The sequence below is a fragment of the Halomonas sp. Y3 genome (genome assembly GCF_024137965.1).
Lineage (GTDB): Bacteria > Pseudomonadota > Gammaproteobacteria > Pseudomonadales > Halomonadaceae > Halomonas > Halomonas mongoliensis.
In genome coordinates, this window is record NZ_CP099975.1 from 897,865 (window position 1) to 921,227 (window position 23,363).

Genomic DNA, 23,363 nt, shown 5'->3' on the forward strand with positions numbered 1-23,363 from the left:
CTCGTCTGGGGTAGAATAGCCTCCCCGCAACGCCCAGGTTGAGTCACGCCATGTCTGAGATCCTCGAGCAGGACAAGGAAACCGCCGCCCTCAAGGTGCCGCCCCACTCGCTCGAGGCGGAGCAGTCGGTGCTGGGCGGGCTGATGCTCGACAACCAGGCCTGGGATAACGTCGCCGACCGCCTGGTGGCCGACGACTTCTACCGCTACGAGCACCGCCTGATCTTCAACGTCATGGCGGAGCTGGCCGAGGCGGCCCGCCCCCTGGACGTGGTGACCCTCTCCGAGGCGCTGGAAGGGCGCGACCAGCTCGATACCGTGGGCGGTCTCGCCTACCTGGCGGAGCTGGCCCGCAATACCCCCTCGGCGAGCAATATCCGCGCCTATGCCGATATCGTTCGCGAGCGGGCCACCCTGCGCAAGCTGATCCGCGCCGCCAGCCAGATCGCCGACGGCGCCTTCAGCCCCCAGGGGCGGCCGGCGGACGAGCTGGTCGATGAGGCGGAACGCCTGGTCTTCCAGATCAGCGAGGAGCGCCCCAAGTCGGGCGGGCCCATCGGCATGAGCGAGCTGCTCGCCAAGGCGGTGGATCGCATCGATGAGCTCTTCAACATGAAGGGGGAGATGACCGGCCTCTCCACCGGCTTTCGCGACCTGGACGAGATGACCTCGGGCCTGCAGCCCTCGGACCTGGTGATCATCGCGGGGAGGCCCTCGATGGGCAAAACGACCTTCGCCATGAACCTGGTGGAACACGCGGTGATCGCCAGCGACAAGCCGGTGATGGTCTTCTCCATGGAGATGCCCGCCGAGTCGCTGATGCTGCGCATGCTCTCGTCGCTGGGGCGCATCGACCAGACCCGGGTGCGCACCGGCCAGCTGGAGGACGAGGATTGGCCGCGGCTCACCTCGGCGGTCAACCTGCTTAAGGACAAGCAGCTCTTCATCGACGACACCGCGGCGCTCTCCCCCAACGAGATGCGCTCGCGTATCCGCCGGGTGGTGCGCGAGCACGGCAACGTCGGGCTGGTGATGATCGACTACCTGCAGCTGATGCAGATCCCCGGCTTCTCCGAGAACCGCACCGGCGAGATCTCCGAGATCTCCCGCTCGCTGAAGGGCATGGCCAAGGAGTTCGGCTGCCCCGTGGTGGCGCTCTCCCAGCTCAACCGCTCCCTGGAGCAGCGCCCCAACAAGCGCCCGGTGATGTCGGATCTTCGTGAAAGTGGAGCGATTGAACAGGATGCAGACGTCATCGCCTTCGTCTATCGCGACGAGGTCTACAATCCGGACAACCCCGACAACCAGGGGCTGGCCGAGCTGATCATCGGCAAGCAGCGTAACGGTCCCATCGGCACGGTGCACATGGCCTTCATCGGCAAGTACACCCGCTTCGAGGATCTGGCGCCGGACAGCTACGGCGACACCTTCGGCGAGTGAGTCAGGCCTCCCGGCTTGAGCCGAGCGGCTGGGGCCGTATAATGCCGAGCCCCTGGAGCCGAGCGGCACCCCGTGCCGCCGGCCGAACAGCATCGAGCGAAAGGAGAGAACATGGCAGGCGGATTCCGGCGCGGTAATCGGCAGCGCACCCCCAAGCTGGAGGCGCGCGGTGAACTCCAGTCCCTGGAGCGCGAGGGCCCCTTCAAGGAGTGGCTGGGCATGCCCGACCTCTACCGCTATCAGCTGGTGGTGGAGGGGGAGAGCTACAGCTACCAGACCGAAGACGCCGAGCTGCCGGTGCAGGTCGGCGACCGCGTGGTGTTCCGCTACAAGGAGACCAAGGCGGGCAAGTGGATCGACCGCAACTCCCTGGGCAAGGCGATCGATCCCTCCAGCTACCAGTAACTTGCGGAACCCTCCCGGGCATCGGTGGTCATAGCGTCCACATGCAGCCGTCATCCAGATGTCATCTCATGGCGTCAGGCTGTGCGGAGCAGCAATCACAAGATTCCCAGGAGGGAAGCATGGAATTCAAGGACCTCAAGGCCTTCGCGGCCCAGCATGACAACTACGAGATCCGCGTCATCGGCCATGCCGGCAGCCGCTTCTATCAGGTGGAGCTGGAGGACATCGAGGGCCAGCGCCATATGCTGACCCACCGGGGCAAGCCGGTGCTCTACCGCGCCCTGGACGACGTCTATCTGGAGCTCAAGCGCGCCGGCATCCATCGTGCCTATCTGGTGCAGTACGTGCCCCACGATGAGGTGATCGGCCGCGACGCCCACTACCAGGATCCGCTCACCTCGCGGATGCCGCTGGTGTTCTAGAGCCCCCACGCCGCCCGGAGCGACAGCGCTCCCTTTCCCGCCTACCGCTTCCGCCGCCGTCCCTCAAGCCAGCGCCCCAGGCGCACCCGGCGGCGGGCAAACCAGAGATACCCAGCGTCCAGCGCGGCCGCCACCCCCGGCAGGCTGCTTAGCCACACCAGCCTTCGATACCCCAGCACGGCGTAGAGCGCCCGGCTGGCGTCCATGCCGATGAACCAGCGCCCCTCGGCGTCCTGCAGGTGCAGTCGTCCTATCATCGCCTCGAAGCGCTTCCCCAGGGCCTCGGCATCGAACTCCGGCGCCTGGATATCCACCAGGGCCACGCGTTCCCGACGCGGGTGGCGCGAGAGCCAGGCCACCTCTCGCTGGCAGAGCGGGCAGTGGCCGTCGTGATAGAGGGTGACCGGGGGCGTGGCGGAGAGGGCGGCGCGTCGACTCATGGGGTGTCCTCAGGATGCGTGGGCTCGTGGGGAACCGGCTCGGAGGCGTAGCCGGCCAGGTGGTGGCGGCGCTGCTCGTGTGCGGCGTCGCGCCAGGCGCTCGAGCGGGGCAGCGCGTCCAGAAAGGCCTGTGCCTGTTCCCGCATGGCCGAGCGCTTCTCGTCGCTCATCCTCGTCAGCGAGCCGTAGATCAGCTTCATGCGCGGGTTGGCGGAGAGGGTCTCGGCGTGGCGCTCGAGGAAGCGCCAGTAGAGGCTGTTGAGGGGGCAGGCCCTGTCGCCGGTGGCCTTCTTCGGGTCGAAGCGGCAGTGGCGGCAGTGGTCCGACATGCGGTCGATGTACTTGCCCGAAGCGCAGTAGGGCTTGGAGCCCATCAGGCCGCCGTCGGCGTGCAGCACCATGCCCAGCACGTTGGGTAGCTCTCCACCCACTCGCAGGCGTCGGCGTAGACCGCCAGGTACCAGTCACAGAGCGCCTCGGGGGAGACGTCGCAGAGCAGGGCGATGTTGCCGGTGACCATCAGCCGCTGGATATGGTGGGCGTAGGCATTGTCGCGGGTCATCTCGATGGCTCGGCGCAGGCAGCGCAGCTCGGTGTCGCCGCTCCAGTAGCAGGCGGGCAGCTCGCCGTTTGCTCCCAGGGCGTTGCCGCGCTTGTAGTCGGGCATGCGAGTCCAGTAGAGGCCGCGCACATACTCCCGCCAGCCCAGAATCTGGCGGATGAAGCCCTCCACCGAGTTGAGGGGCGCGCGCCCCTCGAGATACTCCCGCTCGGCGGCTTCGCACACCTCCCGGGGGGAGAGCAGGCCGATATTGAGCGCCGCCGAGAGCCGGGAGTGGAAGAGGAAGGGCTCGCTGTCGCTGATGGCGTCCTGGTAGCGACCGAAGTCGGGCAGCAGGTGAGCCAGGAAGTGGCGCAGGTCGACCAGCGCCTGGCGCCGCGTCACCGGCCACTGAAAGCCTGCCAGGCCGCCGAAGTGATCGCCAAAATGCTCCTCGACCAGGGCCATCACCGCCTCGGTGGTGGCGTCCAGGCCGTGGCGGGGCGCGGCGGGTATCTCGAGGGCATCGGGCAGCGGCTCACGGTTGTCGGCGTCGTAGTTCCACTTGCCGCCGGCGGGGGCGCCGTCCTCCATCAGCAGGCCCGTACGGCGACGCAGTTCGCGATAGAAGTACTCCAGGCGCAGCGCCTTGCGGCCGTCTGCCCAGGCGGCGAATGCCTCCGGCGTGGTGTAGAAGCGGTCGTCCTCGATCAGGCGCCAGGGGAGGGGGGCGCCCGCACGCGCCGTCATCGCCTGCCACAGTCGCCACTCGCCGGGGCGCACCGCACGGATCTCGTCGCAGCCGTAGAGGGCCGCCAGGCGCTCGGCCTCCGGGATCAGCGACTGCAGGTTGTCGGGGTCGTCCAGGGCGCTGTAGTGCACCCGCAGCCCGCGCCGGCGCAGCGCCTCGGCGAAGTGGCGCATGGCGGAGAGGATCAGAACAATCTTCTGGGGATGATGGGGCACGTAGCGCCCTTCGCCGGCCACTTCGCACAGCGCCACCACGGCGTCGTCGGGCAGGTCGCCCAGGCTGGCAAGGTCAGTGCTCAGCTGGTCGCCGAGGATCAGCACCAGGGGGCGGGGCATGTTGTTTACCTCAAGCTGTACAAGTATAGATGATAGTACAACTCGATCACCCCTCAGGGCGAGGGGCCTGATACACTAGCGCCACCTCATCTTTTGCGCGCATCGATCAAGGAGCCCAGCCATGACCACCCCGACCAAGGAACCGGCCAACGCTGCCATGGACCGCCCCGGCGAGGGTCGCCTGGCCCACGCCCCCGCCGACCATCCGCCCGTTCGGCGCGCCCGAGTCGGCGTGGTGCTGGCCAACCTGGGCACCCCGGACGCCACCGACTACTGGTCCATGCGCCGCTATCTCAGCGAGTTTCTCTCCGACAAGCGGGTGGTGGACTACCCGAGCTGGAAGTGGCAGCCGCTGCTGCAGCTGATCATCCTGTCGCGGCGCCCCTTCAAGTCCGGGGAGGCCTATCGCAGCATCTGGAACACCGAGAAGGACGAGAGCCCGCTTTTGACCATCACCCGGGAACAGACCCGCAAGGTGGCCGAGGGTCTCGAGGGGCTGTTCGGCGACGGAGTGATGGTCGACTTCTGCATGCGCTATGGCAACCCCTCCACCGACAGCGTGCTCAAGCGCATGCAGGCGGCGGGCTGCGAGAAGATCCTCTTCTTCCCGCTCTACCCCCAGTACGCCTCGCCGACCACGGCCACCGCCAACGACCACGCCTTCCGTACCCTGATGCAGCTCAAGTGGCAGCCCGCCCTGCGCACAGTGCCCGCCTACTTCGAGCATCCGCGCTATATCGAGGCGCTGGCCAATACGGTGCGCGAGGGCTATGCCGCCGCCGAGACCCCGCCGGAGGTGCTGGTGGCCTCCTACCACGGGGTGCCCAAGCGCTTCCTGATGGAGGGCGACCCCTACCACTGCCAGTGCCAGAAGACCACGCGGCTGCTGCGCGAGGCGCTGGGCTGGGAGGCGGACGCCGTCCAGACCGCCTTCCAGTCCCAGTTCGGTCCCGAGGAGTGGGTGGGGCCCCAGACGGTGGAGCACGTGGCCGAGCTGGCCCGCCAGGGGAAGAAGCATATCGCGGTGATCTCGCCGGCCTTTGCCTCGGACTGCGTGGAGACCCTGGAGGAGATCGAGGAGGAGATCCGCGAGGCCTTTATCGAGGCGGGAGGCGAGACCTTCACCTATATCCCCTGCCTCAACGATCGCGACGACCATATCGCCGCGCTGCTGGCGGTGATCGAGAACGAACTCGCCGGCTGGGTCAGCCGCCAGGCCTGAGGCGTGATGCCCGCCCCCGTCAGCGGGGCAGGCGTCCCCTGCGCTTCTGGCGGCGGGAGCGCCAGGGGTGGCGCGCCTTGGCCGGGCGCGCGACCCGGCTCTGGCCCACGTCCTCGTCGCGGAACTCCGGCACCGAGCCCCGGGTGCCGGTGGTGAAGCGCAGGTGCATGTGCAGGCCGGTCTTGGCCAGCATATGGCCGGTCACCGGGGCGGTGATGAACAGGAACAGGGTGATCAGCAGCTCCTGGACGTGAAACTCGCCCTGGGTCACCGTGAAGTAGAGCATGGAGGCGATCAGGGTGCAGCCGATCCCCAGGGTGGTGCCCTTGGTGGGGCCGTGCAGGCGCATGAAGAAGTCCTTGAACTGCAGCATGCCCAAGGAGCCGGTAAAGGCGAAGATGCCGCCCGCCACGAGCAGGAAGGCGACCACGGCTTCGGCCAGCAGATAGAGGTTCATGGTCGGCTCCTTACTCGATGATGTCGCCGCGCAGCAGGTAGCGGCAGATGGCCATGGTGCCCACGAAGCCGAGCATGGCGATCAGGATCGCGGCCTCGAAGTAGGTCTTGGTGTTCAGCCAGAGCCCCAGCAGCACGATCAGCGCGATGGAGTTGACGTAGAGGGTGTCCAGGGCCAGCAGGCGGTCCGGGACATCGGGCCCCTTGGCCAGGCGAAAGACATTCATGGCCATGGCCATCACGATCAGCGACAGGCTGATCATCAGCGCGATCTCTAGCATTCGAAGATCTCCTTGAGCGGGCGCTCGTAGCGCTCCTGTATCTCGCGTACCAGCGCCTGCTCATCGTGCATGTCCAGCACGTGGATCAGCAGCGAGGAGCGGTCCAGGCGGACATTGGTGGAGACGGTGCCCGGCGTCATGGTGATGGTGTTGGCCAGTAGAGTGATGGTCAGCGGGTCCTTGACCGAGAGCGGGTACTCCACGAAGCCGGGGTGGGGCTCACGCTTCGGCGAGAGGATCAGCAGGCTGACCTGAACGTTGGCCTTGACGATATCGTAGAGCACCACCAGCACGAACCGGGCCAGCTTGATGGGGTGCCTGACCTGGGGCAGGGGCTCCCAGAAGCCTCGGGTGAGCAGCGGAATTACCACGGCCAGGACGGCGCCGAGAATCAGCTGGCCGGGTGCGATGCTGCGCACCAGCAGAAGCCAGGTGATCAGCAGCACCAGCGACAGGGTAGGAGTGGGCAGCAGGCGACCCATGGCTTTCATCGTGACTCTCCCTCGATGGTGAGCCGTCCGAACTGGAGGGCGGGGGATTCGCCGAGCAGCCGGGCGATCACCGCCTGGGGCTCGGCCAGCTGTTCGGCGGTGGCCTGGGTATAGCCGCTGACCGGCCCGGCGAAGGCGACCAGCAGGGGGGCGCTGGCCAGCAGCCAGAGCACCCCCGCCAGCTGGGGCCGGGTGACGCGACCGCTATCGACCTCGCCCTTGTAGCTGGCCCAGAAGAACACCGAGCCGGCCCGGGACATGGCGATCAGCGCGCAGAGGCCGGCCAGCAGCAGCAGCGGCCAGAGCCACAGCCGCGCCGACCCCTCGGCGGCCTGCATCAGCAGGGCCTTGCCGAGCGCCCCGGCCAGGGGCGGCAGGCCCGCCACCGCCACGGCGGCGACCAGGAACATGCCGCCCAGCAGGTGGCGCTGATGGAGCCGGCGGCCCCGCACCAGGCGGGTGCCCGCCTTGCCGCGCTGCTGGCTGATCAGCTCGGCGATCAGGTAGAGGGCGCCACAGATCAGGGTGGTATGGGGCAGGTAGTAGAGGAGGGCGCCGATGGCATCGATGGAGCCCAGCGCCGTGCCGGCCATCAGGGTGCCCACGGAGACCAGCACCAGGTAGGCCACCAGGGTCCGCAGGTCACGGGCCGCCAGCACCCCGACGCCCGCCAGGGCGATGGTGGCAAGCCCCGACCACCACAGCCAGGTGGCAATCGCCTCGGCTACCGGGGTGTCGGCGAAGATCAGCGACTGCACGCGCAGGATGGCGTAGAGGCCGAGCTTGGTCATGATGGCGAACAGGGCGGCCACCGGCGCCGGCGCCGCCGCATAGGTGCGCGGCAGCCAGAAGTAGAGGGGCAGCAGCGCCGCCTTGAGACTGAAGACCACGATCAGCAGCAGGGCGCCGGCGGTGACCAGGGCCGCCTGGTCGCCGGACATCTGCGCCACCCGGCGCGCCATGTCGGCCATGTTGAGGGTGCCGGTGGCGCCGTAGAGCACCCCCAGGGCGACGATGAACAGCGCCGAGCCGGCCAGGTTCAGGATCACATAGTGCAGGCCGGCGCCGATGCGCTCCTTGCCGCCGCCGTGCATCATCAGGGCGTAGGAGGCCAGCAGGGTGATCTCGAAGAAGACGAAGAGGTTGAACATATCGCCGGTCAGGAAGGCGCCGTTGAGCCCCATCAGCTGCAGCTGGAAGAGCCCGTGGAAGTTGGTGCCGCGGGCATCCTCGCCGGCGCAGGCGAAGAGCACGCTGCCCAGCGCCAGCACGGCGGTCAGGATCAGCATCAGCGCGGAGAGCCGGTCCAGCATCAGCACGATGCCGAAGGGGGCGTGCCAGTTGCCCAGCGCATAGAAGAGCATCTGGCCGCCGCCCGCCACCGCCACCGCCAGCAGCCAGGCGGCCACCAGCACCTGGGCCACGCAGAGGGCGGTGCTGAGCTGGCGCCTCCGGGTATCGCTGGCCTGGTTGAAGAGCAGCAGGGCAAGGGCGCCGATCATGGGGATCAGGATCGGCAGGGTCACGAGGTGCTGGCTCATTTAGCGTCTCCCGCTTCGCCGGACTGGCCGTCCACGTGGTCACTGCCCAGCTCGCTGCGGGCGCGGATCGCCAGGATCACCACGAAGGCGGTCATGGCGAAGCCGATCACGATGGCGGTGAGCACCAGCGCCTGGGGGAGGGGGTCGGAGGGGGTGATCGATTCGCCGATGACCGCGGCGGCGTGGGTATTGAGTCCGCCGGTGGAGAAGAGGAAAAGGTTCACCGCATAGCCGAGCAGGGCCAGGCCGATGATCACCGGGAAGGTGCGCCCGCGCAGCAGCAGGTAGATACCGCTGGCGGTAAGGACACCGACCACCAGGGAAAAGAGGGCTTCCATCAACGTTCCTCCAGCGTCGGGCGGTGGATCGTGGTGACCCGGCCCAGGTTGATCAGGATCATCAGGGTGGCGCCGACCACGGCCAGGTAGACCCCCACATCGAAGAGCATGGCCGAGGCGAGTTCGATCTCACCTATCAGCGGGATATGGAAGTGACCGAAGGTCGAGGTCAGGAAGGGGTAGCCGAAGAGCCAGCTGGCAAGGCCGGTGGCCACGGCGACGACCAGGCCGGAGACCGCCACCGCCGGGTAGGAGATCGGCAGCCGTTCCCGAGTCCAGTCGTGGCCCCGGGCCATGTACTGCAGGATCAGCGCCACGGCGGTGATCAGGCCGGCGATAAAGCCGCCGCCGGGCTGGTTGTGGCCGCGCAGGAAGATATAGACCGAGACCAGCAGGGCCAGGGGGAGCAGGATCTGGGCGATCACGGCGAGGATCAGCGGGTAGCGGTGGCGCGACCAGCGGATCCCCTCCAGGTTGCCGGACGGCTTGAAGAGCTTCATGCGGTTGAGCAGCTTGAAGGTGGCCAGGCCCGCCAGGGTGAGCACGGTGATCTCGCCCAGGGTGTCGTAGCCCCGGAAGTCCACCAGGATGACGTTGACCACGTTGGTGCCGCCGCCGCCCGGCACCGCCTCGCGCAGGAAGTAGTCGGCGATGGAGATGGTCTCCCGGGTCAGCAGGGCGTAGTTGAGCATCGCCACCACCAGCCCCAGGGAAGCCGCCAGCAGCAGGTCGCGCAGGATACGCCGCTGGGAGACCAGCAGCGGCGGGCGCTGGGGCAGGAAAAAGAGCGCCAGGATGAAGAGGATCATCGAGACCACCTCCACCGAGAGCTGGGTCAGTGCCAGGTCGGGGGCGGAGAAGCGCACGAAGGTGAGCGAGACGGTCAGGCCTACCACCGAGAGCATCAGCAGCGAGACCAGCCGCCAGCGGTGGCTCAGGGCGCTGCCGACGGCGCCGAAGATGATCAGCGCCGCCCCCAGCACCAGCATGCCGTCCAGGGGCTGCATGCCGAGGGGGCCGGTCAGGCTTTCGAGGTTGGCCAGCCCCACACCTACCATCACCAGCGCACAGAGCACCAGCAGCGCCTGGTAGCGCTGCAGGGAGCCGTTTTCCAGGCGCTGGGTCAGCCAGAGGGTGGCCTTGATCACCTTCAGCACCGCCGCCTCGAAGGTCAGGCTGGCATCCCGTGCCGGGAAGAGGGCGGCGATGTTGGCCAGGCGGCGATGGTGACGCACCAGCAGGATGCCGCCGATGACCGCCATCAGGCTCATGGCGAGGGGCAGGTTGAGGCCGTGCCACAGCGCCAGGGAGATCAGCGGGGTGGTATCACCCTGGACCGCAAGGCTGGCAGCGTTGACCAGCGGGGCGGCCAGGGTCATGGGGAAGAGCCCCACTGCCAGGCTCATGGCGGCCAGGAAGAGGCCAGGGGCCAGCATGCCCCGGGCCGGGTCATGGACGTGCATGGGCGGCTCGGCCTTCTGCTCCCGGGTGAGCTTGGGCGCGGCGAAGAAGAGGCTCCAGATCAGGCGCAGCGAGTAGGCCACCGAGAGGGTGGCGGCCACCATCACCAGCAGCGGAATCAGGCCGCTCAGGGCCCCCAGCACGTCGTTGAGCAGGCTCTGCTCGAAGAGCATCTCCTTGGAGAGAAAGCCGTTGAAGGGGGGGAAGCCGGCCATGGCGGCGCCCGCCAGGATCACCATGGTGCCGGTCAGCGGCATCATCGACCAGAGCGCCCCCAGGCGGTCGATGTCTCGGGTGCCGGTCTCGTGATCGATGATCCCCACGCTCATGAAGAGCGCCGCCTTGAAGGTGGCGTGGTTGAGGATATGGAAGACCGCGGCGACGATGGCCAGCGGGCTGCCCAGCCCCAGCAGCAGGGTGATCAGCCCCAGGTGGCTCACCGTGGAGAAGGCGAGGATCCCCTTGAGGTCGCGCTGCAGCAGGGCGAACCAGGCGGCGTAGAGCATGGTGGTCAGGCCCACCAGGGAGAGCGCTACCGCCCACAGCTGGCTGTCGCCCAGGGCCGGAGTGAGGCGTGCCATCAGGAAGACCCCCGCCTTGACCATGGTGGCCGAGTGCAGGAAGGCCGAGACCGGGGTAGGGGCCGCCATGGCGTGGGGCAGCCAGAAGTGGAAGGGGAACTGGGCCGACTTGGTGAAGGCGCCGAGCAGCACCAGTACCAGGATCAGCGGGTAGTGCGCCGAGGCGCGGATGACGTCGCCGGCGGCCAGCACGTCCGCCATGGCGAAGCTGCCCACCACGTTGCCGATCAGCAGCAGGCCGGCGAGCAGCGCCAGGCCGCCGGCGCCGGTGACCGCCAGCGCCATGCGCGCACCGCGGCGGGCGTCGCTCCTGTGGCCCCAGAAACCGATCAGCAGGAAGGAGGAGACGCTGGTCAGCTCCCAGAAGAGCCACAGCAGGATAAGGTTGTCCGCCATGGCGATGCCGACCATGGCGGTCATGAAGAGCATCATGTAGGCGAGGAAGCGACCGTCATCCTCGTCGGCGCTGAGGTAGTGGCCGGCGTAGTAGAGGATCAGGCTGCCGATCCCCAGGATCAGCAGCGCAAAGAGCAGGGTCAGGCCGTCGATGCGCAGCGCCAGGTCGAGGCCGAGCAGGGGCATCCAGGTCAGGGAGACCGAGACCACCTCACCGGCCAGCACCGCCGGGGCGTGGATCAGCACCAGGCCCAGGGCGAGCAGGGGGGCAACGAGGGTCGCGAGCGTGCAGAGGCGTCGGCCGTGGCGGGAGGTGGCAACCGGCACCAGGGCGCCGAGAAGAGTGAGAAGGGGAATCCACAGCAGTGCCATCGGTATGCTCGTCCACTCAGTGGCGGAAGCGTACCTTCCAGGCCCTGGACGCCGGGGCGGCGCCTGTGGCCCGGGCAGTCACGTCACCGCCCGGCTCGTCTTCATTCCGCTGGCTAGCAGCCACCGGAGCGCTGGGGTGCGGCAACCGGGCGCGGCCGAAAATCGCATGGTAATCATTCACTAATGATATGATGTCGACTTCCGTTTAAGGTAACGCGCAGCCCGTTCTTGCCACTCGCCGGCGAGAGTCTATAGGCTTTCTCTATTGATAAACAGGCTCCAGGGTGCTGCGCTGCGTCATCCATTAGGCGAATGCTGATCCAGATCAGACCGCCTGCCATGCGCCCTTGGACCCTAGGACGAACACGACCAGGAGAGCCCCCTTGATCCAATTCGCCGTGCTGTCGGGATTCCTGCTGGCCGCCCTGGCGCCGCTCTTCCACCGCTGGTTCGGCGACCGGACCAGCTTCGTGCTGGCCGTCTTTCCGGCGGCCCTGGCGCTATGGTTCCTGAACCAGCTGCCGGCCGTGATGGCCGGCGAGACCCTGGTGCTCAGCATGGAGTGGGTGCCCTCCCTGGGCATGAGCCTGACCTTCGTGGTCGACGGCCTCTCGATGCTGTTTGCCCTGCTGGTGACCGGCATCGGCACCTTCGTGCTGATCTACGCAGGGGGGTACCTCAAGGGGCATCCGGACCTGGTGCGCTTCCACCTGGCGATCCTGGCCTTCATGGTCTCCATGCTGGGTCTGGTGCTGGCCGACGGCCTCTTCACCCTCTTCGTCTTCTGGGAGCTGACCAGCATCACCTCCTACCTGCTGATCGGCTTCAACCACACCGATCTCGAGGCGCGCAAGTCGGCCCGCCAGGGGCTCTTCGTCACCGTGGCGGGGGGGTTGGCGCTGATGGCGGGCCTGGCCATGCTGGGGGTGGCCGGAGGCAGCTGGTCGCTCGCCGAGCTCAACGCCATGGACGATGTCCTGCGCGAGCACGACCTCTACACGCCGCTGCTCATCTGCCTGCTGCTCGGTGCTTTCACCAAGTCGGCCCAGTTTCCCTTCCATTTCTGGCTGCCCAACGCCATGGCCGCGCCTACCCCGGTTTCGGCCTACCTGCACTCGGCGACCATGGTCAAGGCGGGCATCTACCTGCTGGCGCGGCTGCAGCCGGGCCTCGGCGGCACCGAGATGTGGACGGTGACGCTCTCGGTGGTGGGGGCGCTGACCATGTTCACCGGCGCCTTCCTGGCCATCCGCCACACCAATATCAAGAAGCTCCTGGCCTACTCCACGGTGATGGCCCTGGGCACCCTGACCATGCTGCTGGGCATCGGCACCGAGGGGGCGATGATCGCCTTTGTCACCTTCCTGTTGGCCCACTCCCTCTACAAGGGCGCACTGTTCATGGTGGCCGGCATCCTCGACCACGAGACCGGCACCAAGGACGTCACCGCCATGGGCGGCCTGCGGCCGCTGATGCCGATCACAGCGGTGATCGCCATGGTGGCGGCGCTGTCCCTTGCCGGGGTGCCGCCGCTGTTCGGCTTCATCGGCAAGGAGCTGATGTTCGAATCGGTGCTCGACGCCAGCGCCTGGCGGGCGCTGGTGGTGCTGCTGGCCTTCAGTGCGGCCATCCTGACCATTGCCGTGGCGGCGATCATCGCCCTGCGTCCCTTCTTCGGCCAGCGCCGCCAGACCCCGCGGGTGGCCCACGAGGCGCCGGCCTCCATGCTGCTGGGGCCGGCGGTGCTGGCCACGCTCTCCCTGCTGCTCGGCCTGCTGCCTGCCCTGGCCGGCACCGGCCTGCTCACCGCCGCCGCCTCGGCGGTGGTCGGCGCGCCTGTGGAGGTCAAGCTCTCCCTATGGCACGGCATCAACCTGCCGCTTCTGATGTCGGTGGTGAGCCTGGTACTGGGCTATCTGCTCTTCCAGCGCTGGGATCGGGTGCGGGCCCGCCTGGCACGGCTCGACCCGCTGATCGCCCGGGGTCCCGAGTCCGGCTATGACGCCTTCATGGACGGCGTGGTGGTGGTCTCCGAATGGCAGACCCGTATCCTGCAAAACGGCTATATGCGCAACTACATCCTGGTGATGATCGTCACCCTGATCGCCCTGATCGGCAACTCGCTGCTGCTGCGCCACTCCCCCAGCTGGCCTTCGACCTCGATGTCCAGTTCCACGAGGCGATCGTGGTCGGCACCATGGTGCTGGGCGCCCTGTTTGCCGCCATCTCCCGCTCGCGGCTCGGCGCCGTGGTCTCGGTGGGCATCATGGGCTTCTCCATCGCCCTGACCTTTATCCTGTTCAGCGCCCCCGATCTCGGCATCACCCAGCTGCTGGTGGAGACGCTCACCGTGATCCTGCTGGTGCTGGTGCTGTTCCGCCTGCCGCGCTTCTCCAGCCTCTCCACCCCCATCGAGCGGGTGCGTGACGTGGCGGTGGCCGGCAGCCTGGGCGGCCTGATCACCCTGCTGGTGCTGACCTCCTGGAGCATCGATCAGTTCGTGCCGATCTCCGACTACATGATCGCCAACAGTGCGCCTCTGGCCTATGGGCGCAATATCGTCAACGTGATTCTGGTGGACTACCGCGCCCTGGATACCCTGGGCGAGATCTTCGTGCTGGCCCTGGCGGCCATCGGCGTCTTCGCCATGCTGAAGCTGCGCGCCCCGGAGAAGCCGAAGAAGTCCGCCCCGGCCAAGGAGAACGCCGATGGTTAAGTCCGGCACCATCATCCTCAATACGGCGGCACGGCTGCTGATGCCGCTGCAGCTGCTGTTCTCCATCTTCCTGCTGCTGCGCGGCCACGATGAGCCCGGCGGCGGCTTTATCGCCGGCCTGGTGGCCGCCGGCGCCTTCACCCTCTACCTGTTCACCTTCGGGGTCAGCGCCACCAAGGAGGTGCTGCGCATGATCGACCCCCGGGACCTGATCGGCATGGGGCTGCTGCTCGGCATGATCTCGGTGGTGCCGGCCTGGTTCGTGGGTGAGGCCTTCCTGACCGCCCAGTGGTGGGAGATTCCCGGCATCGACTTCAAGGCCTCGACGCCGCTGATCTTCGACGTGGGGGTCTATCTGGCCGTGCTGGGCGCGGTGATGACCATGGTGATGACCCTGATGGAGGTGGACAAGGATGAGCCCTGAGAACGCCGCCCACCGGACAGGAGGTGACCAATGGAACCCGTGATGGCCATCGCCATCGGCCTGCTCTATGCCGCGGCGATATTCCTGATGCTGCGTCGCTCCATCGTCAAGCTGGTGATCGGGCTGATGCTGCTCTCCAACGCCGCCAACCTGTTGATCTTCACCTCGGCGGGGATGACCCGGGGGCTCCGCCGCTGATCCCCGAGGGGATGCTGGCGCCTGCCGGCGCGGTGGCCGACCCGCTGCCCCAGGCGGTGGTGCTGACCGCCATCGTGATCGCCTTCGGCGTGTTGGCCTTCGCCGTGGTGCTGATTCGCCGTGCCTACGAGATCGTCAAGGCCGATGACCTGGACAAGATGAAGGATACCGACACGTGAGGCCCGAAGTCGCACTTCCCGTCCTCCTGCCGCTGCTGTCGGGCGCCATCTCGCTGCTCTTCTGGCGCTCGCGGCCCATGCAACGCTTCACCGCCGTGGCCGGCAACCTGGCGCTGATGGTGGTGGCGCTCTGGCTGCTCGTCTCCGTCCATCAGGAAGGCTATGTGACCATCCAGATGGGCGGCTGGGAGGCCCCTACGGCATCACCCTGGTGGCCGACATGCTCAGCGCGGTGATGATCGTGCTCACCGCCCTGATCGGCCTGGCGATCGCCATCTACTCCCTGGCCTCCACCGGGCCGGACCATGAGAAGTTCGGCTACTACCCGCTGATGCACCTGCTGCTGGCCGGGGTGGCCGGGGCCTTTCTCACCGGGGATATCTTCAACCTCTACGTCTGGTTCGAGGTGATGCTGGTCGCCTCCTTCGCGCTGCTGATCCTCGGCGGCGAGAAGGCCCAGATGGAGGGGGCGATCAAGTACGTCACCCTCAACCTGCTGGCCTCGGTGATCTTCCTGACCGCCATCGGCCTGCTCTACGGCATGGTGGGCACCCTCAACATGGCCGACATCGCCCTGCGCCTCCGCGAGGCGGAGCACCAGGGCATGGTGGAGGTGCTGGCGGTGATGTTCATGTTGGCCTTCGGCATCAAGGCGGCGGCCTTTCCGCTGTTCTTCTGGCTGCCGGCCTCCTACCACACGCCCCCGGTGGCGGTATCGGCGCTGTTCGCCGGCCTACTCACCAAGGTGGGGGTCTACTCGCTGTTCCGGGTCTTCACCCTGATGTTCGACGAGACCCTGGACTACACTCAGGACCTGCTGCTCTGGGGGGCGGCCTTCACCATGGTCACCGGGGTGCTGGGGGCGGCGGCCCAGTACGAGTTCCGCCGCATCCTGTCGTTCCATATCGTCAGCCAGATCGGCTACATGATCCTGGGGCTGGCGCTCTACACCCCCTGGCCATCGCCGGCGGCATCTTCGCGGTGATGCACAACATCGTGGTCAAGACCAATCTCTTCCTGATCAGCGGCATCACCCGGCGCCTGCAGGGCACCTACCAGCTGAAGAAGATGGGCGGACTCTACAAGGAGCGTCCCTGGCTCGCCGTGGCCTTCTTCCTCTCCGCCTTCTCGCTGGCGGGGATTCCGCCGCTGTCGGGCTTCTTCGCCAAGTTCGTGATCGTGCGCGCCGGCATCGAGGCGGAGGCCTATGTGGTCACCGGCATTGCCCTAGCGGTGGGCCTGATGACCCTCTACTCCATGGTCAAGATCTGGAACGAGGTATTCTGGAAGGCCCTGCCCGAGGACAACCTGGTGCCCGAGCAGGAGACCGTGGTGGGTGACGACGGCCGCATGGTCAAGCCGAGCCTGTGGATGATGACCCTGCCGGTGGGGGTGCTGGCCGCGCTGTCGCTTTTGATCGGCGTCTTCGCCGAGCCGCTCATGGTCATGATGAACACCATCGGCGAGCAGCTGATGACCCCCAGGGCTATATCGACGCCGTCCTGGGCGGTAACGTGGACGTCAGTGAGGCCCTCATCGAGGCGCCGGCAAGCGAGGAGACAAGCCCATGACCGGAGCCATCTGGAACCTGCTGCTGGCCCTGGCCTGGGTCGTGCTGAGCGGCGACTTCACCGGCCTCAACCTGGTGGTGGGCCTGGTGTTCGGCTATATCGCCCTGCTGTTGATCGAGCCTCAGGTGGAGTCGCTGCAGGGCTATCCGGCGCGTATCCCGAGGATCCTGGGCTTCATCGGCTTCTTCATCAAGGAGCTGCTGATGGCCAACCTCAAGGTGGCCTTCGATATCCTGACGCCCCCTGGCACATGAAGCCCGGGGTGATCGCCATGCCCCTGGAGGCGCGCACCGAGCTTGAGATCACCATGGTGGCCAACCTGATCTCCCTGACTCCCGGTACCCTGAGCCTGGACGTCTCTGACGACCGCAAGGTGCTCTACATCCACGCCATGTTCCTCGACGATGAGGAGGAGCTGCGCCGCAACCTCAAGGAAATGGAATACCGTGCCCTGGAACTGTTTCGCTGAGCCTGACCGCGAGGTGCCGACATGGAGATCGTGATTCTGATCAGCCAGGTCATCATGAGCCTGGCCCTGGTCCTCGCCTTCGTGCGGGTGGTGCGCGGGCCCAGCCTGCCCGATCGGGTGGTGGCCCTGGAGCTCTTCGCCAGCATCGTGGTGGGCCTGGTGGGCGTCTATGCCATCCAGTCCGATGTCTCGAGCTTTATCGATGCCGCCATCGTCATCGCCCTGATGGGGTTCCTGGCCGCCATCGGCTTTGCCCGCTTCCTGGAACGTGGAGGACCCCGCGATGATTGATTTCATAAAGGGTGTCTTTGTCCTCTCTGGCGCCTCGCTGATGCTGCTGGCGGCGCTGGGGCTGCTGCGGCTGCCCGATCTGCTGACTCGCATGCACGCCACCACCAAGGCGGCGGCCCTGGGCGTCATCCTGATCATGCTGGCGGTGGCGATGCATTTCGCCGAGGTGGGGGTGGCGGCACGGGCCCTGGCGATCATCATCTTTATCCTGATGACCGCCCCGGTGGCGGCCCACGTGATCGGCCGCGCCGGCTACTTCGTCGGCTCCAAGCTGTGGAGCGGCACGGTCAAGGACGAGCTGCGGCCCAACTATGACCCCTGACTGACCCACGAGCTGAAGAGCGGCTACGAGACCGAGGCCAATGCCCGTCGCGAACCCAGGGAGGAGAGAGCTCCTGACGCAGTCGCTTGCCCGCCGACGAAGGCCGCCTCCGGGCGGCCTTCTTCGTTAGGGAGTGAGCCGAAGCGGAAAGACTTTTAATTGTACACACCCTGTACGATAATCTATGCATGTCCACTTTTAATGGATGCCGACATGCACCGTAAACCCCACCTGCCGAGCAAGCCGTGCGCCCACTGTCGACGCCCCTTCACCTGGCGGCGCAAGTGGGCCCGCTGCTGGGAGGAGGTTCGCTACTGCAGCGAGCGCTGCCGACGCGAGTCGCGCCAGGGGGGAGGTGCCTCATGGGCGTGACTCTCGCCTGGCTTCGCCATGACCTGCGGCTGGCCGATAATCCTCTGTTCCGGTTCGAACGCCCCCCCGAACAGCTTCTTTGCGTCTATGTGCTGGACCGCGATTGGCTGGCGCCGCCGCCCGGGCTGGGCCTCCCGCGCATCGGCCCGGCCCGGCTGCGCTTCCTCTGGCAGAGCCTGATCGCCCTGCGCGGCGAGCTGCTCAGGCGCGGCAGCGATCTGCTGGTGCGTGTCGGGGACCCGGTGGAGGTGGTGGCAGGGCTCGCCGAGCGGCACGGCGCCTCCGAAGTGCGCGTGCGCCGCGATGCGGGCTGGGATGAGACGCAGCAGACGCTGCGGCTGGGCGAGGCGCTGGGGGAGGGCGTCAGGCTGTGGCAGATCGACGGGGGGATGCTGCTCGATGAGGCCAGCCTGCCGATGCCGCTTGCCTCGCTGCCGCCCGGGTTCTCCTCCTTCCGACGCCGGGTGGAGCGTGACTGGGCGGTGCCGGCGGCCTGTCAGGCGCCGGTTACCCTGCCGCCCTGGCCAGACGGGGCCCCCCGCGGGCTGCCGCCGCTGGCTCGCGTCTGTGACGGTGCGGCTCGCTGGCGACCCGATGCGCGGGGCGCGTTCAGCTTTGCCGGTGGGGAAGAGGCGGGGCTGGCGCGCCTGGAGCACTACCTGGCCAGCGGCGCCGTGGCGCGCTACAAGCAGACCCGCAACGGGCTCTCCGGCCCCGATTTCTCCACCCGTCTCTCGCCCTGGCTGGCCCACGGCTGCCTCTCGGCGCGCCAGGTGCACGACGCGGTGCAGGCCTGGGAGGCCCGGCACGGCGCCAATGAGTCGAGCTACTGGGTCATCTTCGAGCTGCTGTGGCGAGACTACTTCCACTGGGCGGCCCGCCAGGAGGGGGCTGCGCTCTTTGGCCCCCGCGGGCTTCCCCCGGAGAGTGACGCCTTCCGGGCCTGGTGCGAGGGGCGCACCGGGATGCCCTTCATCGACGCGGCCATGGGCGAGCTGGTCGCCACCGGCTGGCTCTCCAACCGGGCACGGCAGAACGTGGCCAGCTACCTGGTGCATGAGCTGGGCGGTGACTGGCGCCTGGGGGCGGCCTGGTTCGAGCATGCCCTCATCGACTTCGACACGGCCAGCAACTGGGGCAACTGGCGCTATATCGCCGGCGTCGGCCGCAGCGCTCAGATGCATCGCTTCGACGTGCTCTGGCAGGCCGAGCGCTACGACCCCGAAGGCGCCTATGTGGCGCGCTGGCAGCCGGAGCTTGCCGAGCTGCCGGGGGGCCGGGCGCGGCAGCGGCCCTGGACGGTGGCGCCCGAGCGCTTTGCGCCACCGCTGGCGGGCACGTCCGGCCAGGGGGCTCGGGCCGGAGCGCGCCAGGGTGGCTGAGGCGCCCGTCCAGCTGGTGTGGTTCAAGCGCGACCTGCGCTGCCACGACCACCTGCCCCTCGCCGAGGCCTGCGCCCTGGGTCCCGTGCTGCCGCTCTACGTGATCGAGCCGTCGCTCTGGCAGCAGCCCGACAGCGCCCAGCGCCACTGGGATTTCATCGCCGAGAGCCTCGAGGCGCTGGCCGATGCCCTGGCCGAGCTCGGTCTGCCGCTCTGCGTGCTGGAGGGGGAGGCGGTGGAGGTGCTGGAGCGGGTCACCGCTGCGCTCGGCCCCTGTGCGCTGCGTTCCCACCAGGAGACCGGCAACGCCTGGAGCTTCGAACGGGACCGCACGGTGGCCGAGTGGTGTCGGCGCCGGGGCGTACCCTGGCACCAGGCACGCCAGCAGGGGGTGATCCGCGGGCTCGGGCACCGCCGCGGCTGGGCGACCCAGTGGGAGGCGCTGATGGCCGAGCCCCTGGCTGTCCCGCGTCCGGCCCGTCCTCCGTCAGGGTGGCAGGAGCTTCCGAGCTTGCCCCGGGCGCGCTGGCGGGCAAAGCGGCTGGGCGTGGGGCGAGAGCCCTGTCCGGGGCGGCAGGCCGGCGGGCGCCCGGCGGGGCTCGATGTCTGGCACGCCTTCCTGGCGGGGCGCGGGGTGCGCTTCCATCGGGACATCGGCAGCCCCGACCGCGCCCGCCGCGCCGGCTCCCGGCTCTCACCCCATCTCGCCTGGGGCACGCTCTCCCTGCGCGAGGTGGTGCAGGGGCTGCGCCGGGCCAGGGGCGAGCGTCGCGACGATCCCGAGTGGTCACGGGCGCTGGCTGCCCTGGAGTCGCGGCTGCACTGGCACTGCCACTTCATCCAGAAGCTGGAGAGCGCGCCCGACCTGGAGCATCGCACCCTGCACCCCGCCCTGCGCGGGCTGCGCGAAACCCCCGCCCCCGAGCGGCTGGTCGCCTGGTGTGAGGGGCGCACCGGGGTACCCCTGGTGGATGCCTGCATGGTCTCCCTGCGCGAGACCGGCTGGCTCAACTTCCGCATGCGCGCCATGCTGGTCTCCTTCGCCACCTTCGGACTGGGGCTGCCCTGGCGCGACCCGGCCCTGCACCTGGCGCGGCTCTTCGTCGACTATGAGCCGGGCATCCACTACCCCCAGGTGCAGATGCAGGCGGGGCTCACCGGCACCAACGCCCTGCGCGTCTACAACCCCCTCAAGCAGGCCGAGGAGCGCGACCCGGAGGGGCATTTCGTGGCACGCTGGCTGCCGGCCCTGGCGGGGCTGCCGCCCACCTGGCGACACCGCCCCTGGGCCCTGCCGGTCGCCGAGCGCACCGTTCTGGGCTTCCACCCCGGGCGCGACTACCTGCTGCCGGTGCATGATTTTGAGTCGGAGGCGCGGCGCTGGAAGCGCGAGTTCCACGCCGCCCGGCGCGCCCCCGAGGCTCGAGCGGCCAGCGAGGCGCTGCTTGAGCGGCTCGCCAGCCGCCGGCCTGCGCGTCGCGCCGGAGCGCCCGCCGCCTCGCCCCAGCTCTCGCTTTTTTCGGATTCGGACAAGGAGACGCCATGACCCTCGCCGCCCTGCCTCGACTGCCCCTGGCCCTGGGCCTCGCCGGCCTGATTCCTTTCGTGACCACCGCGGCCATGGCCTGGTGGGCCCCCTTGGCCTGGCAGGTCGTGGCGATCAAGGCCTTTCTGTTCTATGGCGCGGTGATTCTCTCCTTCCTGGGCGGCGTGCAGTGGGGGGTGGCGATGTCCCTGGAGCCGGCGGAGAGTGCCGGCTTTCGAAGGCGCCTGCTGCTCAGCATGGTACCCAGCCTGATCGCCTGGCCGGCGCTGCTGCTGCACCCCTACAGCGGCGCCTGGGTCCTGGCGGCGGGCTTTCTGCTGGTACGCCTGCATGAGGCGGGGCGCGACAGCCGCGAACTGCAGCCGGACTGGTACCAGACGCTGCGCACCCTGCTGACCGTGGCGGTAGTGGCCTGCCATGGGGTCGTGATCTGGCGCCTCTCGTCAGGCTGAACGGGGCTGGTGGCGTGGGCCATTCTGGGCGATGATCGCCCTGAACCATCCCCCCTGAACCATCCCCCCTGAACCTCGCCACGGAGTGCGTAAGCGTGATGAAAAGGACCCTGACCCTCGGCCTGCTGATGCTCCTGCTGGCCGGCTGCCAGAGCGGCCCCGCCCGCGAGGCCAGTGCCGCGGACGGATCGACCCACGAGGCCCCGGCTGCCGGCGACCCCCCGTCCTCCCGGGCCGAGGCCGAGCCGGCCCCGCCCGCGGACTTTCGCGACTGGCTGGCCCGCTTTCGCCAGGAGGCTCGCCGCGAGGGCATCTCGGAGGCTACCCTGGCCAGCGCCCTGGACGGCGTGCGCTATCGCCCGCGGGTGATCGAGCTCGACCGTTCTCAGCCCGAGTTCGTGCGCCCCATCTGGCAGTACCTGGACAGCGCCGTCTCCGCCCAGCGCGTGACCCAAGGGCGAGCCAAGCTCGCCGAGCATCGCGCCACCGCCCGGCAGATGGAGCAGCGCTACGGCGTGCCCGCCGAGGTGATCGTGGCGATCTGGGGCATCGAGAGCAACTACGGTGGCAACTTCGGCAGCTTCTCGACCCTGGAGGCCCTGGCCACTCTGGCCTATGAGGGGCGCCGCAGCGACTTCGCCCGCGGCGAACTGCTTGCCGCCCTGCGCATCATCGACGCCGGCGACATCGCCCCGGAGCGCATGGTGGGCTCCTGGGCCGGCGCCATGGGACACACCCAGTTCATCCCCTCCAGCTTCGAGGCTTACGCCGTGGATGGCGACGGCGACGGGCGGCGAGACATCTGGGGCAGCATTCCCGACGTCATGGCCTCCACGGCCAACTATCTGGCCCGGGCGGGCTGGGTCCCGGGCCAGCCCTGGGGCGTCGAGGTGGTGATTCCCGACGGTTTCGACTACGCCCAGGCGGAGCTCTCCACCCGGCGCAGCGCCGCCGAGTGGGCCTCCCTCGGCGTGCGTCCGGTCGGCGGCGGTCGCCTGCCCGACTTCGACGCGGCCTCGGTGATCGTACCGGCGGGCGCCCGCGGGCCGGCCTTCCTGGTGGGCCCCAACTTCCGCGCCATCCTGCGCTACAACAACGCCACCAGCTATGCGCTGGCGGTGGGCACCCTGGCCAACGAGATCGCCGGGCGCGGCGGCATCCAGGGAAGCTGGCCCCGGGAGGAGCAGCCGCTTAGCCGCGCCCAGATGCGCGAGATGCAGCGCGCGCTCAATGACCGCGGCTTCGACGTGGGAACCCCAGACGGCATCATGGGTCCCAACACCCGTCGCGGGCTGCGCGCCTACCAGCGCTCCATCGGCGTGGCGCCGGACGGCTTTGCCACGCTCAGGCTGCTGGAGCGCCTGGCCCCTTGACCCTTTGACCATGGGGAGGAAGGAGATGAAGCGAGTGACCCTGCACCTGGCTCTGCTGACCGGCCTGGCCCTTGTCGTCATGGCCCCCGCGGCCCTGGCCGACAAGGTGTTCGGCTGGGTGGAGCGAGCCACCATCGAGCCCTGGGGCGTGGCGGTGAAGGCCAAGCTCGACAGTGGCGCCCTGACCTCCTCCCTGGATGCCCGGGAGATCGAGCTCTTCGAGCGAGAGGGAGAGGAGTGGGTGCGCTTCCGGCTCAAGCTCGAGGATACCGAGAGCGAGGAGGTCTTCTCCGAGCAGCTCGAGCTGCCGCTCTATCGCGACCTCAAGGTGCGCGGGGCGGGGGGGCGCGACGAGCGGCCGGTGGTGCTGATGAAGGTCTGCATGGGCGACACCGTCTACGAGGAGCAGTTCAGCCTGCGCGATCGCGGCGAGATGCTCTACCCGCTGCTGCTGGGGCGGCGCACCATCAGCCACTTGGGGCTGCTCGACGTGCGCCGGACCTTCCTGCAGGGTCCCAGCTGCGATGCGGACTCCCCGCTGCAGGCGTATGAGCCGGACGACCTGAGCGAGGGGCACTAGGCGTTGCCGCCGAGGC

General features: G+C 68.3%; 19 protein-coding genes and 6 pseudogenes. 17 read left to right on the top strand and 8 right to left on the bottom strand.

What is annotated here, in order from left to right:
- The first annotated feature begins 50 nt into the window (after positions 1-50).
- The 3 genes from dnaB to NHL60_RS04250 all read left to right on the top strand — a co-directional run bounded on the left by dnaB (position 51) and on the right by NHL60_RS04250 (position 2,266).
- Positions 51-1,439: a replicative DNA helicase gene (gene dnaB, locus NHL60_RS04240; RefSeq protein WP_253449392.1), complete on the top strand. Its 1,389-nt coding sequence runs from the start codon at positions 51-53 to the stop codon at positions 1,437-1,439.
- A gap of 111 nt (positions 1,440-1,550) precedes the next feature.
- On the top strand, positions 1,551-1,844 hold the full coding sequence (locus NHL60_RS04245) for a hypothetical protein (protein WP_253449393.1): 294 nt from the start codon (positions 1,551-1,553) through the stop codon (positions 1,842-1,844).
- A 119-nt stretch (positions 1,845-1,963) separates the two neighbouring features.
- Positions 1,964-2,266, top strand: coding sequence for a DUF6482 family protein (locus NHL60_RS04250; RefSeq protein WP_253449395.1), 303 nt, complete (start codon positions 1,964-1,966; stop codon positions 2,264-2,266).
- A gap of 41 nt (positions 2,267-2,307) precedes the next feature.
- Here the strand turns inward: NHL60_RS04250 and NHL60_RS04255 are convergent, their stop codons facing one another.
- Together NHL60_RS04255 and NHL60_RS04260 are read right to left on the bottom strand one after the other, a co-directional pair.
- Positions 2,308-2,706, bottom strand: a complete 399-nt coding sequence (locus tag NHL60_RS04255; protein WP_253449398.1) for a thiol-disulfide oxidoreductase DCC family protein — start codon at positions 2,704-2,706, stop codon at positions 2,308-2,310.
- Positions 2,703-4,333, bottom strand: a pseudogene (locus tag NHL60_RS04260) (cryptochrome/photolyase family protein). Before NHL60_RS04260 ends, NHL60_RS04255 begins: the two are co-directional and overlap by 4 nt.
- Positions 4,334-4,454: 121 nt before the next feature.
- On the opposite strand from NHL60_RS04260, the gene hemH reads away from it, so the two are divergent.
- Positions 4,455-5,555 carry a ferrochelatase gene (gene hemH, locus NHL60_RS04265; protein ID WP_253449401.1) on the top strand — a complete coding sequence of 367 codons (1,101 nt, stop codon included), beginning with the start codon at positions 4,455-4,457 and terminating at the stop codon, positions 5,553-5,555.
- 19 nt (positions 5,556-5,574) lie between these two features.
- Here the strand turns inward: hemH and NHL60_RS04270 are convergent, their stop codons facing one another.
- From NHL60_RS04270 to NHL60_RS04295, 6 genes are read right to left on the bottom strand one after another with little or no spacing between them, the layout of a single operon-like run.
- A complete protein-coding gene (locus NHL60_RS04270; RefSeq protein ID WP_169957545.1) occupies positions 5,575-6,012 on the bottom strand; it encodes a Na+/H+ antiporter subunit G in 438 nt (145 codons plus the stop codon).
- Positions 6,013-6,022: 10 nt separating this feature from the next.
- The gene (locus NHL60_RS04275) at positions 6,023-6,292 is read right to left on the bottom strand and encodes a K+/H+ antiporter subunit F (protein WP_169957546.1); all 270 of its coding nucleotides are present in this window, start codon (positions 6,290-6,292) and stop codon (positions 6,023-6,025) included.
- Complete coding sequence (locus NHL60_RS04280; RefSeq protein ID WP_253449404.1) at positions 6,286-6,783, bottom strand: Na+/H+ antiporter subunit E; 498 nt, start codon at positions 6,781-6,783, stop codon at positions 6,286-6,288. The genes NHL60_RS04275 and NHL60_RS04280 overlap by 7 nt, the downstream gene beginning before the upstream one ends.
- Positions 6,780-8,324: a monovalent cation/H+ antiporter subunit D gene (locus tag NHL60_RS04285; protein ID WP_253449407.1), complete on the bottom strand. Its 1,545-nt coding sequence runs from the start codon at positions 8,322-8,324 to the stop codon at positions 6,780-6,782. Before NHL60_RS04285 ends, NHL60_RS04280 begins: the two co-directional genes overlap by 4 nt.
- The gene (locus NHL60_RS04290) at positions 8,321-8,662 is read right to left on the bottom strand and encodes a Na+/H+ antiporter subunit C (RefSeq protein WP_253449410.1); all 342 of its coding nucleotides are present in this window, start codon (positions 8,660-8,662) and stop codon (positions 8,321-8,323) included. Before NHL60_RS04290 ends, NHL60_RS04285 begins: the two co-directional genes overlap by 4 nt.
- Positions 8,662-11,472 carry a monovalent cation/H+ antiporter subunit A gene (locus NHL60_RS04295; RefSeq protein ID WP_253449413.1) on the bottom strand — a complete coding sequence of 937 codons (2,811 nt, stop codon included), beginning with the start codon at positions 11,470-11,472 and terminating at the stop codon, positions 8,662-8,664. Before NHL60_RS04295 ends, NHL60_RS04290 begins: the two co-directional genes overlap by 1 nt.
- 386 nt (positions 11,473-11,858) lie before the next feature.
- Here NHL60_RS04295 and NHL60_RS04300 point away from each other — a divergent pair.
- The 13 genes and pseudogenes from NHL60_RS04300 (at position 11,859) to NHL60_RS04365 (ending at position 23,347) form a co-directional block, all read left to right on the top strand.
- Positions 11,859-14,188, top strand: a pseudogene (locus tag NHL60_RS04300) (putative monovalent cation/H+ antiporter subunit A).
- Positions 14,181-14,612 carry a Na+/H+ antiporter subunit B gene (locus tag NHL60_RS04305; RefSeq protein WP_253449416.1) on the top strand — a complete coding sequence of 144 codons (432 nt, stop codon included), beginning with the start codon at positions 14,181-14,183 and terminating at the stop codon, positions 14,610-14,612. Before NHL60_RS04300 ends, NHL60_RS04305 begins: the two are co-directional and overlap by 8 nt.
- 30 nt (positions 14,613-14,642) lie before the next feature.
- Positions 14,643-14,989 (top strand): annotated as a pseudogene (locus tag NHL60_RS04310) (Na+/H+ antiporter subunit C).
- Positions 14,986-16,560: pseudogene (locus tag NHL60_RS04315) on the top strand (Na+/H+ antiporter subunit D). The pseudogenes NHL60_RS04310 and NHL60_RS04315 overlap by 4 nt, the downstream one beginning before the upstream one ends.
- A pseudogene (locus NHL60_RS19650) lies at positions 16,557-17,029 on the top strand (Na+/H+ antiporter subunit E). The pseudogenes NHL60_RS04315 and NHL60_RS19650 overlap by 4 nt, the downstream one beginning before the upstream one ends.
- A 21-nt stretch (positions 17,030-17,050) precedes the next feature.
- Positions 17,051-17,320 (top strand): monovalent cation/H+ antiporter complex subunit F, encoded by a 270-nt coding sequence (locus tag NHL60_RS04330; RefSeq protein ID WP_253449422.1) that lies wholly within the window; start codon positions 17,051-17,053, stop codon positions 17,318-17,320.
- A pseudogene (mnhG, locus tag NHL60_RS04335) lies at positions 17,313-17,702 on the top strand (monovalent cation/H(+) antiporter subunit G); the annotation flags it as partial. The gene NHL60_RS04330 and the pseudogene mnhG, both read left to right, overlap by 8 nt.
- Before the next feature lie 153 nt (positions 17,703-17,855).
- Positions 17,856-18,014, top strand: coding sequence for a DUF2256 domain-containing protein (locus tag NHL60_RS04340; protein WP_253449425.1), 159 nt, complete (start codon positions 17,856-17,858; stop codon positions 18,012-18,014).
- On the top strand, positions 18,005-19,396 hold the full coding sequence (locus NHL60_RS04345) for a DASH family cryptochrome (RefSeq protein WP_253449428.1): 1,392 nt from the start codon (positions 18,005-18,007) through the stop codon (positions 19,394-19,396). The genes NHL60_RS04340 and NHL60_RS04345 overlap by 10 nt, the downstream gene beginning before the upstream one ends.
- Positions 19,389-20,942, top strand: coding sequence for an FAD-binding domain-containing protein (locus tag NHL60_RS04350; protein ID WP_253449431.1), 1,554 nt, complete (start codon positions 19,389-19,391; stop codon positions 20,940-20,942). Before NHL60_RS04345 ends, NHL60_RS04350 begins: the two co-directional genes overlap by 8 nt.
- Entirely contained in the window at positions 20,939-21,394 is a 456-nt protein-coding gene (locus NHL60_RS04355) for a DUF3429 domain-containing protein (protein WP_253449434.1), read from the top strand. The genes NHL60_RS04350 and NHL60_RS04355 overlap by 4 nt, the downstream gene beginning before the upstream one ends.
- Before the next feature lie 98 nt (positions 21,395-21,492).
- A complete protein-coding gene (locus NHL60_RS04360) occupies positions 21,493-22,767 on the top strand; it encodes a lytic murein transglycosylase (RefSeq protein ID WP_253449437.1) in 1,275 nt (424 codons plus the stop codon).
- Positions 22,768-22,846: 79 nt separating this feature from the next.
- Positions 22,847-23,347: an ATP-dependent zinc protease gene (locus tag NHL60_RS04365; protein ID WP_253451998.1), complete on the top strand. Its 501-nt coding sequence runs from the start codon at positions 22,847-22,849 to the stop codon at positions 23,345-23,347.
- Positions 23,348-23,363 lie beyond the last annotated feature (16 nt).

Coding starts and splice junctions, on each gene's coding strand:
- NHL60_RS04365 (WP_253451998.1), top strand. CDS start 22,847: ATGGCCCCCGCGGCCCTGGCCGACAAGGTGTTCGGCTGGGTGGAGCGA.
- hemH (WP_253449401.1), top strand. CDS start 4,455: ATGACCACCCCGACCAAGGAACCGGCCAACGCTGCCATGGACCGCCCC.
- dnaB (WP_253449392.1), top strand. CDS start 51: ATGTCTGAGATCCTCGAGCAGGACAAGGAAACCGCCGCCCTCAAGGTG.
- NHL60_RS04275 (WP_169957546.1), bottom strand. CDS start 6,292: ATGCTAGAGATCGCGCTGATGATCAGCCTGTCGCTGATCGTGATGGCC.
- NHL60_RS04290 (WP_253449410.1), bottom strand. CDS start 8,662: ATGGAAGCCCTCTTTTCCCTGGTGGTCGGTGTCCTTACCGCCAGCGGT.
- NHL60_RS04340 (WP_253449425.1), top strand. CDS start 17,856: ATGCACCGTAAACCCCACCTGCCGAGCAAGCCGTGCGCCCACTGTCGA.
- NHL60_RS04330 (WP_253449422.1), top strand. CDS start 17,051: ATGGAGATCGTGATTCTGATCAGCCAGGTCATCATGAGCCTGGCCCTG.
- NHL60_RS04355 (WP_253449434.1), top strand. CDS start 20,939: ATGACCCTCGCCGCCCTGCCTCGACTGCCCCTGGCCCTGGGCCTCGCC.
- NHL60_RS04280 (WP_253449404.1), bottom strand. CDS start 6,783: ATGAAAGCCATGGGTCGCCTGCTGCCCACTCCTACCCTGTCGCTGGTG.
- NHL60_RS04295 (WP_253449413.1), bottom strand. CDS start 11,472: ATGGCACTGCTGTGGATTCCCCTTCTCACTCTTCTCGGCGCCCTGGTG.
- NHL60_RS04305 (WP_253449416.1), top strand. CDS start 14,181: ATGGTTAAGTCCGGCACCATCATCCTCAATACGGCGGCACGGCTGCTG.
- NHL60_RS04270 (WP_169957545.1), bottom strand. CDS start 6,012: ATGAACCTCTATCTGCTGGCCGAAGCCGTGGTCGCCTTCCTGCTCGTG.
- NHL60_RS04250 (WP_253449395.1), top strand. CDS start 1,964: ATGGAATTCAAGGACCTCAAGGCCTTCGCGGCCCAGCATGACAACTAC.
- NHL60_RS04285 (WP_253449407.1), bottom strand. CDS start 8,324: ATGAGCCAGCACCTCGTGACCCTGCCGATCCTGATCCCCATGATCGGC.
- NHL60_RS04255 (WP_253449398.1), bottom strand. CDS start 2,706: ATGAGTCGACGCGCCGCCCTCTCCGCCACGCCCCCGGTCACCCTCTAT.
- NHL60_RS04245 (WP_253449393.1), top strand. CDS start 1,551: ATGGCAGGCGGATTCCGGCGCGGTAATCGGCAGCGCACCCCCAAGCTG.
- NHL60_RS04345 (WP_253449428.1), top strand. CDS start 18,005: ATGGGCGTGACTCTCGCCTGGCTTCGCCATGACCTGCGGCTGGCCGAT.
- NHL60_RS04360 (WP_253449437.1), top strand. CDS start 21,493: ATGAAAAGGACCCTGACCCTCGGCCTGCTGATGCTCCTGCTGGCCGGC.